We start from the raw sequence: 14,380 nt of genomic DNA, 5'->3' as shown, positions 1-14,380 counted from the left end.
GACGCGTCCGGTGAGAAAGCGTTATCCGCGGAAGCAATCCGTGATGATGCGTTTTGTGAGAAAGCATCCTGCGGTGATCCGCCCTGTGTTAACGAAAGCCTGTTTTCGCTGCTCATTGTATGATCTCCGCATCGCAGTTGGCCGCTACCCGCTGAATACGGCGCTTCAGCTCCGGCGTGATGGTCAAACGCTCCAGCACGCCGGGGATCATATGGGCGATTTCCCGGCTCTCGCCGTTGATAACCACGCGGGTCCTTTCAAAGATCTCAGGCAAATCCTGATAGCAGGTTTTGCAATTGGTGCACTTCTCCTGGTCTTCCGGGGAGAGCGTGACCGGCGCCTCGCGCTCCGCCGCGGGGGATAGGCCGGCGGACGATGCGTCGTTCACCATGGTGATGGGAATAGCGCCGGCGCCCATCGGCGGTACCTTGCTGGACGCCGCCAGCCGGGACATGGCGCGGGCGATATCGTCCATGGCAACTTCCCGCTGTTGCACGGAGGCCTGATACCGCGCCGTCAGGGCGTTGATGGCGGCATCGTGTTCCGCCGCCATTTTCCCGACATCCTGACCGGCGAGATATTGCAACATCCGCCAGTACTTACGCCGCTCTTCCACCAGTTCGATCAACGACGGCGAGACGCCGAGCTTGATGAGATGCCGGTTGGCGTCCACGGCATAGACAAAGGGAATGCGCTGCGTCCGCTCAACGGGCGGCAGATCGATATACGTCTCCACCGCTGTCGTGTGCCCCTCGTCCTCGCTATCCAGCGCATAAAACTGCTTTCTGAAGCGATTTTCCCCCAGGGCGAAGACCGCCGGCGTCAGCGCCATGGTCAACAGCCGCAGGGCGCCGTTTTCGTCGAGATACTCAAGGGTAGTGGCGGTCCAGTCCTTATCCGCATCAGGATTCCCCTCCAGGGAGAACCAGTCGTGCAACGAAGCGCCGCGGCGCGTATCGTGCACAAACACCGGGTTCATCCGGCTTTCCACCGCCAGACGGCCATGCCGGGCGGCGGCGGCGTCGGTAATGCCGTGCTCGCTCTGACAAGGGGTATAGATATCCAGCACCGCCGGGCCCTGGCTATAGCGCAGGAACTCCAGCGTATTCTTGAGGAAATGCCCCGGCAGCGCGGTGGTGGTGGAACAGACAAACACACCGGGATGGAATGAGGCAATCAGCCCCAGCTCTTTGCGGGCTTCATGCTTGCCGCCCTGAGCCTTGCCGATGCGGGCCAGGTCGGCGTCCTGGCCGATGAAGCTTGAAGTTGAAGCCTGGCCACCGGTGTTGGAATAGACACCGGTGTTCAGCACCACCACCTTGAGGGGCGTGCCGCTGGTTAGAATGCGTGACAGCGCGCCGAAGCCGATATCATAGGTGGCGCCGTCCCCGCCGATGGTCATTACCGTCGGCAACAGGGCAAGTTCGTCTGGGGTGAAGCCGCTCCACGACAGGTAACGGAGCGCCGGATCGTGCAGGTCCGGACAGTATTGGTCCGCCAGTTCGAGACGCGCCAGGCGCAAGGCGCGGACATCCCCCACCGCCTGTGCGGCCAGCCCCTCGAACATCCCTTTGGCCAGCGGTTGGGCGTCCTGGAACAGGCTGTTGACCCAGGGATCGTTATAGCAGTTGTACGGGAAGGTCGAGGCGTAAACGCTGCTGCAGCCGGTGGAGTTGGCGATAACCGCCCCTGCCGGGCCACTCCCCCCGGGACCGCCTTCGTACAGATACAGCCTTTTTTCCAGCGTATCGATAAGTCCGCCGAGGCGCACGCGCCGGGCTTCTTCCGCCTGCGGCAATCCATTCCGCTTCCCGTTCAGCCGGGCAATAAGGTCCTCCAGCTCTTCCCGGTGCTCCTGCTGGCGCTGATGCGTGATGGCATGATTGGCGGAGACCACCAAACGGATGGCCGTCACCTCGCCGCAGCCGCGACATCCGCCGTGGCCGCCGGTGGTGGCGTAATAATTGCCGGGTTCAAGCAACATCCGTTTGATGTCGCCGTCGGGTTTGAGCGCGTCGGCATAAAAACGCGCCGGGGTCTTCGGCAACGCGGTCATAAACTCGAAACGGGCCTGCAGGGTCTGTTGCAGCGGCGCGTCCTGAGCGCGTTCCGCCAGCGCGCCCGGCCCGCAAACGCTGATGCACTCAAGACAACCGGTACATTTCCACGGATCAACGATCGCGGCAAAAAGGCCGCCGCCGGCACCGGTCTTTTCCACCGCATCGAAGAACGGCCGGGTCCGGGCAACGGGATACACCGCCAGCACCTCGGCCAGTTTGACAAAATCTTTACGCAGGCCCGCCGCGTCAATGGCCAATCCCGCCACCGCATCGGCGACGACATCATGGAAGGGCCGCGGCGTTTTACTTTGACGGTAGCTTTCACGCACCGCATCCACCAGCGGGTAAAGATGCATACCCATGGCCTCGCGCCGGCTTTCATCCAGACCGAGCCGGCGGATACCCTCCAGCAGCAGTTGGTGGATATCATGTACCGTATTCGGGATCGCCGCGTCCGGACACACCAGCGCACACTCCATACAGCCGGTGCATGCTTCGGCGTTGAACGCGGGAACCGAACGGCGAAACAGCCCTTTATCCTTCGCGCTCGCGGTGCCGGCGGGCATAAACAGACCGGCGCCGGGCAGTACCGGCGCTTCACCGATGGTGCCTTCACGGAAGGGGCGCGCCACGGTTTCTTCATAATATTCATGGTCGAAAAGACCGTTCAAAACCGATGTATCTTCCGGATGTTCATGCCCGGCGGATAAAGATACCGAATACGGGCTCACCGATGCCGGTTGACCGGCGATGTCGATAAAAGCCGCAGAGACGTAATCAACCCGCCTGGTGGCGGCAATGCCGTCGTGGATAACCGCCATATTGCCGTCCACCACCGCACCGCCCTTGGCACCGAACTTTTTACCGATCTGCTGGCGGATTCTCGCCAGTATCACGTCGGCGGATGAGCCGGCCGACACCCGTTCAACATGACCCACCACCGCGCCGATAAAGGCGATGCCCATCATACGGGTTTCTAGCTCCGGCGTCGGCGCATGTTTTTTCGCGACGGCAAACGCATCGATAATCAGAAAATGGATCTTTTTTTCATCCAGGGTCTTGCGGGCCGATGCCGGTAATTCCCGCCACACCTCCAGCGGGGAAAGATTGGATTGCATAATAAAAGTGCCGCCGGCCACCAGGCCGCGCAGGGGGTTGGTATGACTGAATACCTTGTGATCCGGCGAAATGACGATTTCAACATCCTCGAGTTCGGCATTGGTGATTTTCACCGGCTCCGGACTGAGGGTAATGTAATAATTGGTGGGCGCGCCGCTTTTTTCCGAACCGTATTTCGGCGCCGATTTCGAGTGCATATCCAGCGCGCCCGCCAGAATATCGGTTAACAGTTTACCTGTGGCGATAGTGCCGTAACCGCCCACCGAATGAAAACGGATGCGGAACGCGCCCTCCGGCAGAAGGTTCGGGTTCGGCCCGGTGTTAAGCGCCATCCGTTCGGTTTCCGGATAGGCTCCTATCAGGCGCGCCTGGAGTTTCTCCAGATAGGGGGAAGGCGATCGGGAGAAGAACTGCGAACCCAAATAGACCAGCGGCGCCCCCTGGCCATTCGCCATATTGTCAAAGGCGGCGATCAAATGCCGCGGCTGCAGGTCGTGCCCGCCGAGACCGAAAATGGCGGTGGTGAGCTGCGGCATGGCGTGGATCGGTGGAATATCCCCATGACGCACTTCATCGGCATTCTCCCGGGCCTTGAACAGAGCGCGGGTCACCCGGACGGTGAGCTCCGTCTGGTCGGAACGTTCCAGCACCGTCACGGCCCGCTTACCTTGCAGCGCCGCCACCAGTTCCGCTTCCGGGAACGGCTGCAGCAGCTTAACCGCCACCAGCCCCACTTTCCGCCCCTGGCGGCGCAGATACGCCACCACCGCCTCGATATCATCGGTGACGGACCCCAGCGCCACCATGACATTTTCAGCATCTTCACACATAAAGGTCTGTATCGGCTGATAATGGCGTCCGGTCAACTCGCCGTATTCCGCCATTGCCAGACGCACCAGCGCCGGCACGTCACTGGCGAAATGCGCGCGATGATCAGCCGCCCCGGCCTGGAAATCCGGCTGGTTCTGTACACCGCCGGTCAGCCCCGGCTGATTGACGTCGATTAACGCCGGCACCAATTGCCGGGTACCCTGCTCAAAGGCATTCATCCACTGCCTCCGCCAGGGAGCGTGCAGTTCGACCGGCAGCCAGCCCAGCGTCTCGGCTACCAGGCTGCCTTGTTGCTCTTGTTCAATGGCTTGCGCGTTAAGCTCCAGGTAGTTTTGCAGCGCCGACCGCCCGTCGTTGGCGATATCGGCCTGGTGGCGGGACAGATACCGCTTAAGCTGGAATACGCGCCCTTTGGCGCCATAAAGCATCTCCTGCGCCGCGGTGGGCGCTTTGATGCGCCCCGCCGGATCACCCAAGTACTCCGCCAACAGCGCCGGCTCGGGCAGCAGCGCTTCACACAGCATATGGCTGGTGGAAAAGCCGTCCATGGCGTTGGCTACGGGAATCAGCGACAGCGACGAGACCCGATAGGCAATGGCCGCCAGGTCCGCCGCTTCCTGGGGATTAGCCCCGAACAGGATGGTATAACCCGAGGAGAGCAGCGCGTAGACGTCGTCATGGCCGGCCATCACATTCAACGAATGTTTTGACACCACCCGCGCCGCCACCTGCAGCACAAAGCCCCCCACCTTCTTGCCTACCGTGACGTAATGGGATTCCATGGCATAAAGAATGCCCTGGCTTGACGAGGCGTTTGAGATGAACTGGCCGCCGGTCAATGCCGCCCCGAGCGCGCCGCTCTGTGCCGAGTGCTCCCCCTCCGGGCTAAAGAAAAACGGATGCTTGCCCCAGACGTTGATGCCGCCTTCGGCGCGGGCGGCTTCGAAAATCTCCGCAATTTCCGTCGACGGGGTTATGGGATAACCGATAACGCCGCCACAAACGTGGTTCATGACATAGGCAACAGCGCCATTGCCATGAATCACACTGGGAATGCCTGGATATTTCACTTTATTATTTTTCATAGTGACTTGTCTGTAGGATGGGTAATATATAAGCCGTGCTAACTGGAGTGCGGCGGCGCCTTTATATAAAATCGCTTTATATAGGATCAATGTCTTGGTTTTGTATTTCCTTAAATGCACGTTTCTCGATTTAAGCAATGACAGCAATATCAAACAATTGAATCTAAATAGCTAAAACAATACTGATATGGCTTAAGCAAAACCTATACATTTCATTAATCACATTCGGGCTACCGGTTACACTCACAAGACCTATTACATCATACAAAGCCAATGTCCCGTTTCCCCTCTATCGCCTGCGGGATATACCCCAGGCGATAACCGGCAGACGTTTTCCTGTACCTGTGCCCGTCGCTGAACCAGAAACCGCCGTCGGGATAGGGCATCCCGTTTTGGACTTCCTGGCACAAGGGCATATCGCAAAACCCCTTCTATTTATATGGTTATAGACAAAGAATGTACCCGCTTTTTGCCGATAAAAAGCAGCTTTACATCACGCGGCGGCGCTTTTTACAGCGGGCGCACGGGAACGACGACAGTCAGGGCTGACGGTGAATCCTTATTGAGCACAGCGGGATAATGTGCTGCTACCACCCTCGTCTGCCGTCGGTTTTGCGCACATCAGGCGTTAAAGGGTGAAGGACACTGGATAATGGCCCGGCGGAAAAAATAAATGCGTACGGGGGTTAAAAAAAGGCAGTAGAAATGTTTTCGGGCCGATACGCGCCCAGCCGTTAAAACATACCGGTCTGGGGGAAAATCCTGGCCGGCTCAATCACAGGGCGAACCAAGACGAATGTCCCAAGGCAGCCGGTTCAGAACAGGCAAAAGACGGGCTAGTAGGGGGCGCTGTTAAGTTTTCTCGCCATATTGATGCCGGTAATATTAAAGCCCACTTTTTTATAAAGATTCAGCGCCGGCTGATTATCCGGGTCCACGCGTAATGTTATGGCGGTATTACCGTTTTGCGCTAATTGATAGAAAAGTTCGGTTAATGCCTCTGTCCCCAGGCTTTGCTTGCGATACTCGGGTAAAATATAGAAATCCATAACAAAAGGAGACTTATCCTTCTTTGAAGATAAAATCCAGATATATCCCACGTTATGCTGTGCACCACTGATGGTTTTTACGATACGAAACAGCGAATTGTTCGTAATCCCGACTTCGCCTAAAAATGCGGAATCAATGATATTGACTGCTTTTTCATGGGCTTCATATTCACTGAGTTTATGATTCCGAGTCAAATCCATTTCATATTCATGAATGAAGATGGTTCGATACGCGTCAAACTCTTTTCCATGACCTTTAATCGATACTAACATACCTGTTCCTTTTTCAATTCAGTGAATTGCTTGCCTTTAAAATACAGGCACAACCTAACGGCTGACCACAGTCAATTTTGCCCGGTTTATGCAAGACTCAAGGTTTAGCGGTCGGCCGGTAAATCCGCCAGCACAGCAAGTTCTTCCCCGTTCAATCCGGTAACGCGCTCGATCGTGACGCTGTTAAGACCTAAAGCCAGCATATTACGGGCAATTTCTCTCGCCTGCTCGTTACGACCTTCTTTGAGACCTTCTTTGAGCCCTTCTTCACGGCCTGCATCCCGTCCTTCACTACGTCCCAATTACAGCCCTTGTTGCAGTCCAATCTCGCGTCCAATTTGTTTTAGCTGTTCTGCGACAGTCATCATCTTTTCCCTGTAAAGTGGCGTATTTTCGATAAGCATACGTATAAAGGCATTCAAGTCAAGGGGATCTGCCACTTCCGCCAGGTAGTGAAGCAGCGCCGGCATCGCTAAAAAATTTTCTGAAAAAAATCATGAGGTGTGGGGAACGTTTTCATTGCCGCACTGTAACGCCTTAAATATAAAATATAAATAAAGCTGCGCCGCGAAGTATAAAGAACAAATTTTCAAAGAGCTTCACATTTCTATAGAATACGATCGTTGGTTTCTTTTCATTGCAGCGCAAATGCATTTAGGCAAATAAAATAAAATTTCGTCGTCATTTGAAAACATCATTATTCAGGTAGCTTATTTACCTAGATTTTTTAGCGCATTGACATTCTTTTTCACATAAATAACCCACAGTAGCGCTATCAGGTTCAGTTATTCAAAGCGTATCCGCCGCCCCCTCCTTGAATTCTTCCGTATTCTCCAACCGCTGACGTTGCCGAAGCTTGGGGAACCAGGCCATCCAGAGCGCCACCACCAGCAGGGTGCCGATGCCGCCCAGCGCCGCCGCCGGCACCGCCCCCAGCCAGGCCGCCAGCATGCCCGATTCAAACTCGCCGAGCTGGTTGGAAGTATTGACGAATATCGAGTTAACGGCGTTAACGCGGCCGCGCATTTCGTCGGGGGTATCCAACTGCACCAGGGCGCCTCGTATCACCATGCTTACCATATCGAACGCGCCGAGGGCGAACAGTGCCAGCAGCGACAGCCAAAGTACCGTGGATAACGCGAACACCAGGGTCGCAATGCCGAAACCCGCCACCGCGCCGAACATAATCATGCCTACTCGATGCTCCAGGGAGCGACGGCTAAGCCAGAACCCCATCAACAGCGCCCCCACCGCCGGCGCGCCGCGCAGTAAACCCAGTCCCCAGGGGCCGGTATGCAGGATATCCTTGGCGAAAATCGGCATCAATGCCGTGGCGCCCCCCAGCAGCACGGCAAACAAATCCAGGGAAATGACCCCCAGCACGTCCGGGCGGGCTCGAATAAAATGGATGCCGGCAAACAGGGTGGAAAAACTGGCCGGCTCTCGTCGCGGCGGCGATTGCTCATAGCGCAGCAGGCCGACCATCACCATCGACACCAGATAAAGCAGACCGGTCACCAGATAGACCGTACCTGCCCCCGCCACATAAAGCACGCCCCCCAGCGCCGGGCCGACAATCATAGCGGCCTCGCTGGAGACGGCGTTAGCGGCGGTGGCGCGCGCCAGCATGGACGGAGGCACCAGCGCCGGCATCATCGACTGAAGCGACGGCGCTTCGATGGCTTTAGCCACCGCGATAAGAAACACCAGCCCCAAGATAATGATTTCATCGGCAAGGTGCATAAGGGTTAACGCCGCCAGCATGATTACGGCAAGCCACTCGACGACCTGGCCGAACAGCACGATACGGCGGCGGTCGTATTGGTCAGCGACATGCCCGGCCGGGAGTGCCAGGGCCACCGAAGGCAAGAACTGCGCCAGCCCGATAAGCCCCAGATCCAACGCGCGGCCGGTTGTGGCGTAAATTTGCCAGCTCACCACGATGGACAACATCTGAAAACCAAAGCTGGAACCGGTACGGGCCAGCCAAAAAGCGATAAAAGAGCGGTGGTGCAACAGCGAATCCGCACTGGCGGGGGCAGAAGAAGACATAACCCATCCTGATATACACTATTTATGGTCTTGCCAGACATGCGGCTCTGAATGTGATCTGCCGGTTAGCGTTTACCTCTTTGCACCGGCAATTTTCATCGGTACTGTTCATCGGTACATCTCACCGGGACTTAACATCAACTTATCATATCCGCCGGCATTGCTACCATACCAACCATTTCAATCAATACCAATAGCCTGAACCAAACCGATCCCGGTTTCCTTCTTCAGTCATATTTTCCGCTTTCTAAAAAACTGATTTTCATGCTAAAAAGTCACCCCTACCCTTATGCTAACCGGATCAGCCCCATGCCACCGTCCATCGCCACTCGGCTCGTCCCTTTTCTGCTGGTTCTGGGATCCATCGTTTCATTGGGTATCGGGACGTCCTTGGCAAAAGCGTTCCTGTTTCCTTTGATCGGCGCAACGGGCACTTCCGCGCTGCGCACGGGATTTTCCGCCCTTATCCTATTGGTTTTGTGGCGTCCCTGGCAGGCGACCATAACCCGGCGGGAGCTGAAATTCATCGCTCTGTACGGCATGACGCTGGGGGCGATGAACCTGTTTTTTTATCTGGCCCTGAAAACCATTCCCTTCGGCCTGGCGGTGGCGATTGAATTTATCGGTCCGTTAACGGTAACGGTAATTTATTCGCGCAAATTCACCGACTTTATCTGGATACTGTTGGCGGTTGGCGGCATGTTGATGATATTGCCGCTGCGAGGCAACCAGAGCGGCCTGGATGTGACCGGCGTGCTTTTTGCCCTGATTGCCGCCTTTGGCTGGGGGCTTTATATTGTATTCGGCAAAAAGATAAGCCATCTGCATTCCGGGCAAACAGTGGCCATCGGACTGGTATTCGCTTCCATCGTTACGTTTCCGGTGGGGATGTCAGATGCCGGCGCGATTATCACCCATCCCTATCTGCTGTTGATCGGCCTGCTGGTGGCGGTGATTTCCAGCTCGCTGCCCATGACGCTGGAAATGGCCGCCTTGAAGCGATTGCCACATAAGACCTTCGGCATCCTGGTGAGCATGGAGCCGGCGGTGGCGGCCATCGTGGCGTTTTTTCTGCTGGCGGAGAACCTGACGCTTATCCAGATCCTGGCGATTGCCCTGTCGGTGACGGCGGGAATAGGCAGCGCGATCACGGCACGACCGCAGATCGATACATTGGTGAATTGAATGGAGATTGCGCTGGCAGCTGATTGATACTTTGTTGCATTGAATGGAGATTGCGCTGGCCGCAAACCAGACAATCAAGTTAATTGCCTAGATTCGGTCATCCGACTCATTCAGCTGATTCGGTTAATTCGGTTAATTCGGTTAATCAGACTCATTCCGCTAATTCAGTTGATTTGATTCCGTTAATCCGATGAGTCCGGTTAATCCAGTGTACAGGGTATGATGATATTGTCCCCGGCCGGCTCGCCGTTGAGCAGATTCACCAGTTGGTGCGCCGCGGCTTTGCCGGCGTTGGAATAGCCGAGATCCACCGACAGGGTGTCGGGAAACAAAAAGCTCAGCAGCGGCGTATGGCCGATACTGCACATTTGCATCGGCTCAATATGATGCTGCTGGAGATATTTTATCGCCCCCAGGGCGATGGTGTCGGTGGCACAAATCAGCGCGGTGGTGTCGGCGGTGATAACCTCGCCGGCCAAATTAAAGCCGCTTTGATAGCCGAGATCCCCCAGCGCCGCCGCCGGTGAGATACCCATGTCGTCACAGGCCCGCAGATATGCCTCGTAGCGCAGGCGTCCGGTGGTTTCATCGCTGGGGATCACGCCGATATAACCGATATGGCGATGTCCCTGCCGCCGCAGGCGCGCTACCAGCAGCTGGACCGCGCCCGCATCATCGTAACAGACCGAGGAGAGCCCGGCGTATTCCCGCACCATCACCACCATTTTATCCCGCCACTGTGCAAGCATGTCGTTTTGCAGCCCGGTGAAGCCGAACAAAATGACGCCGTCAACGTTGCGCTGGAATAATACCCGCAGATGCTCCCGCACCCGGCCGAGATTAAGCAGGCTCTCCATCAGGATGGAATCATAACCCTGTTCATACAGCAGCGGCAGAATGGCCCGCACCGCCTGGTTCTCCGACGGGGAGTCAAGACGGGTGACGATAATGCCGATGATTTTGTCGCTTTGTCCCCGCATCGCCTGCGCCGATTTCGAGGGCACAAACCCGTGCTCCCGTATCACCGCCTCCACGCGCTCGCGGGTTTGCCGGCTGACCTTGCTTTCGTTATTCAGCACACGGGAAACGGTGGACTTGCCGACGCCGCTCAGGCGGGCGATATCCTTGATGGTGAGACGACTCCGTATAGGTTCCATTGAATAATTGCCTGAATTTACCTTGTAATATTGTGCCTATCGTAGTGTAACACCATACCGGCCCGCCGGTGCCCTCCTGTCCTGTTTCAGGGGTGCTTCGGCTGCCGCCGTGAATATTTAATGTGATCATAGTCGAAAATGGGAACGTTCCCACTTTATCGCCAAAACTATTAGGGTTATTTTCCCGTTGCCCTCCAATACCTCTGGAACCCATAACAATAAAGGTCGCCGAAATGAAAAAAATAAACCCGCAGGATATCGACAGTTTGATATCCCTTGTAGGCGGCAAAGAGAACATTGCCGCCGTCAGCCACTGTATTACCCGACTGCGTTTTGTATTACACGATCCGCAGGCGGCGCAACCGAAAAAAATCGAACAATTGCCGATGGTAAAAGGATGTTTTACCAACGCCGGGCAGTTTCAGGTGGTGATCGGCACGGACGTCGGCGATTGGTATCAGGCGCTCATCAGCGCAACGCAGCTTAACGCCAGCGACAAGGAGAGCGCCAAACGCGCGGCACGCCAGAATATGAGCTGGCATGAGCTGGCCATTTCCCATTTTGCCGAAATCTTCTTCCCCCTGCTGCCGGTACTGATAAGCGGAGGTTTGATTCTGGGGTTTCGTAACGTTATCGGCGACGTGCCGCTGTTCGGCCATCAGCCGCTGATTAAAAACTCACAGGTTTGGCAGGCTATATATGACTTTCTCTGGCTGATTGGCGAAGCGATTTTCTTTTATTTGCCCGTGGGCATCTGCTGGTCGACGGTAAAGAAAATGGGCGGAACGCCCGCCCTGGGTATCGTGCTGGGCGTGACCCTGGTATCGCCGCAGTTGATGAATGCCTATCTGCTCGGCCAACATACGCCGGATGTGTGGAATTTCGGACTGTTCAGCATTGCCAAGGTCGGCTATCAGGCGCAGGTGGTGCCGTCGCTGCTGGCGGGCATGGCCTTGGCTTTTATCGAAACCCGGCTTAAACGCCTGGTGCCGGATTATCTCTATCTGGTAGTGGTGCCTGTAGTGTCGCTGATTTTAGCGGTGTTTCTGGCCCACGCGATTATCGGGCCGTTCGGCCGCATGATTGGCGACGGCGTGGCCTGGGCGGTGAAAGGACTCATGACCGGCGGCTTTGCCCCCATCGGCGCGGCGCTGTTCGGTTTTCTCTATGCGCCGCTGGTCATTACCGGCATCCATCAGACGACTCTCGCCATTGACCTGCAGATGATACAGACCCTCGGCGGCACGCCGGTCTGGCCGATTATCGCGTTATCCAATATCGCCCAGGGATCGTCGGTACTCGGCATCATTCTTATCAGCCGCAAGAACAACGAACGTGAAATCTCGGTACCGGCCGCCATTTCCGCCTTCCTCGGGGTGACGGAACCGGCCATGTACGGTATCAATCTGAAATATCGCTTCCCGATGCTGTGCGCCATGATCGGCTCCGCGTGCGGGGGCCTGATTTGCGGGCTTTTCGGCGTAATGGCCAACGGCATCGGCGTCGGCGGGCTGCCGGGCATCCTGTCGATTCAGCCGCAGTACTGGCAAATCTACTCCATTGCCATGATGGTGGTGATTGTGGTGCCGCTTACGCTCACCATGGCGGTTTATCGCCACAAGACCCACGTGAATACCCTGCCGGTGGTATAAGACTGTTTTAGCACGGACATCAACGGACCTCGCCTCGCCGGGGTCCGCACTTGTCGCGAAGATTAAGGATAATAGGCATGAACAACACTGATATTCCCTGGTGGCGAAACGGCGTCATCTATCAAATCTATCCCAAGAGTTTCCAGGACAGCAACGGTGACGGTATCGGCGATTTGCCGGGCATGATCAGGCGGCTGGATTATCTGCAATGGCTGGGAGTCGACGCTGTCTGGCTGACGCCGGTCTATGTCTCGCCCCAGGTGGATAACGGTTATGATATCGCCGATTACTGCGCCATCGATCCGCTGTTCGGCACCCTGTCCGACTTCGAGCGGCTGGTGGACGAGGCGCGCCGGCGCGATATGCACATCGTGATGGACATGGTATTCAACCATACCTCTATCGAACATGCCTGGTTCAAGGCGGCGACGGATCCCGCCAGTCCCTATCGTGATTTTTATATCTGGCGCGACGGCGTCAACGGCGGCCCGCCCAATAACTGGCACTCGAAGTTCGGCGGTTCGGCCTGGCAACTGCATGAATCCAGCGGTCAATTCTATCTGCACTCCTTCGCCGTGGAACAGGCGGATCTCAATTGGGAAAACCCCCGCCTGCGCGAAGAGTTGAAAAAGGTGTGCCGGTTTTGGGCGGATAAAGGCGTCGCGGGGCTGCGGCTGGACGTGATTAATCTGGTCTCCAAGCACCCTGAATTCCCCGATGACGATGAGGGCGACGGTCGGCGTTTTTATACCGACGGCCCGAATATCCATCCGCTATTGCAAGAGTTCAGCGACGAGGTGTTTGCGCCATACGGGTTGATGACCGTGGGGGAAATGTCTTCCACCAGCCTGGATCACTGCCGGCGTTATGCCCGTCTGGACGGCAAGGAGCTGTCCATGACCTTTAACTTTCATCATTTGAAGGTGGATTATCCCGGCGGTGCCAAATGGACCCGGGCAAAGCCCGATCTGATTATGCTTAAGCGCATTTTCCAGCAGTGGCAACAGGGCATGCACGGTCAGGCCTGGAATGCGCTGTTCTGGTGTAACCACGATCAGCCCCGCGTTGTTTCCCGCCTGGGGAACGACGGCGAGCTGCGGGAGGTCTCGGCCAAAATGCTGGCGATGGTGCTGCACGGCATGCAGGGCACGCCCTTTATCTATCAGGGCGAAGAGATAGCCATGACCAACCCCCATTTTGCGGATATCCGGCAATATCGCGACCTGGAAAGCCTGAATATGTTTCATACTTTGCGCCGGCAAGGAACGGACGACGAAGAATTGCTGGCGATCCTGGCGCAAAAATCCCGGGATAACGGCCGCACGCCGATGCAGTGGGATGCTTCCCGCAACGCCGGGTTCACCGAGGGGGACGCATGGATCGACCCGGCGGCGAACTATCGGGAAATAAACGTGGAACGGGCCTTAAACGCCGGGAATTCGGTGCTTTTTACCTATAAACGGCTGATTGCCCTGCGCAAACAGTATGAGATTATCACTTGGGGGGACTACGGAGATCTCGCGCCGGAACACCCTGCCCTGTGGTGTTATGAACGCCGATGGGGAACACAGCGTCTGCTGGTGATGGCCAACCTGGGTTGTGAACATCTTCCTTTGGAAGAAGACTTCCTTGCCGACAAGGGGCAACAAACACTGCTGCTCAGCAATTACAGCAGTGATGACCCGGCGCCGGACGCGCGGTTCTTGCGACCTTATGAGGCTGCCTGGTGGCTGTTAAGTGAAGATAAACAAGGCGAAAGCCGGCCCAGCCGCCCCACAGTACGGTAGACCCGTCATCACTGAAGCTAACACCGGGCGTGTTAAAGGGAGACCGTGCCAATGAGGTCGAATCGGGCATGGGTTTTCTGCCCGACCGAGCGCCTCATGGCACGGTAGGCCCGTCATCACTGAAGCTAAC

8 protein-coding genes are annotated in these 14,380 nt (G+C 56.5%); 3 read left to right on the top strand and 5 right to left on the bottom strand.

What is annotated here, in order from left to right; genetic code table 11:
- Nucleotides 1–112 precede the first annotated feature (112 nt).
- From HB631_RS19710 to HB631_RS19695, 4 genes are all read right to left on the bottom strand, one after another.
- The gene (locus HB631_RS19710) at nucleotides 113–5,095 is read right to left on the bottom strand and encodes a 2-oxoacid:acceptor oxidoreductase family protein (RefSeq protein WP_213992888.1); all 4,983 of its coding nucleotides are present in this window, start codon (nucleotides 5,093–5,095) and stop codon (nucleotides 113–115) included.
- 836 nt (nucleotides 5,096–5,931) lie between these two features.
- Nucleotides 5,932–6,417: a GNAT family N-acetyltransferase gene (locus HB631_RS19705; RefSeq protein ID WP_213992887.1), complete on the bottom strand. Its 486-nt coding sequence runs from the start codon at nucleotides 6,415–6,417 to the stop codon at nucleotides 5,932–5,934.
- Nucleotides 6,418–6,521: 104 nt separating this feature from the next.
- Nucleotides 6,522–6,719: a hypothetical protein gene (locus tag HB631_RS19700; protein WP_213992886.1), complete on the bottom strand. Its 198-nt coding sequence runs from the start codon at nucleotides 6,717–6,719 to the stop codon at nucleotides 6,522–6,524.
- Between the two features lie 487 nt (nucleotides 6,720–7,206).
- Entirely contained in the window at nucleotides 7,207–8,469 is a 1,263-nt protein-coding gene (locus tag HB631_RS19695) for an MFS transporter (RefSeq protein ID WP_213992885.1), read from the bottom strand.
- 309 nt (nucleotides 8,470–8,778) lie between these two features.
- On the opposite strand from HB631_RS19695, the gene HB631_RS19690 reads away from it, so the two are divergent.
- Complete coding sequence (locus HB631_RS19690) at nucleotides 8,779–9,654, top strand: DMT family transporter (RefSeq protein WP_213992884.1); 876 nt, start codon at nucleotides 8,779–8,781, stop codon at nucleotides 9,652–9,654.
- Nucleotides 9,655–9,854: 200 nt separating this feature from the next.
- Here the strand turns inward: HB631_RS19690 and treR are convergent, their stop codons facing one another.
- On the bottom strand, nucleotides 9,855–10,802 hold the full coding sequence (gene treR, locus HB631_RS19685; RefSeq protein ID WP_213992963.1) for a trehalose operon repressor TreR: 948 nt from the start codon (nucleotides 10,800–10,802) through the stop codon (nucleotides 9,855–9,857).
- A gap of 242 nt (nucleotides 10,803–11,044) precedes the next feature.
- Between treR and treB the strand changes: the two genes are divergently transcribed.
- Both treB and treC read left to right on the top strand, forming a co-directional pair.
- Nucleotides 11,045–12,463: a PTS trehalose transporter subunit IIBC gene (gene treB, locus HB631_RS19680; RefSeq protein ID WP_213992883.1), complete on the top strand. Its 1,419-nt coding sequence runs from the start codon at nucleotides 11,045–11,047 to the stop codon at nucleotides 12,461–12,463.
- Between the two features lie 77 nt (nucleotides 12,464–12,540).
- Nucleotides 12,541–14,250: an alpha,alpha-phosphotrehalase gene (treC, locus tag HB631_RS19675; protein ID WP_213992882.1), complete on the top strand. Its 1,710-nt coding sequence runs from the start codon at nucleotides 12,541–12,543 to the stop codon at nucleotides 14,248–14,250.
- The last annotated feature ends 130 nt before the right edge of the window (nucleotides 14,251–14,380 follow it).

The organism is Sodalis sp. dw_96 (assembly GCF_018449575.1).
Lineage (GTDB): Bacteria > Pseudomonadota > Gammaproteobacteria > Enterobacterales > Enterobacteriaceae > Acerihabitans.
This window is presented reverse-complemented; position numbering and strand designations above follow the sequence as displayed.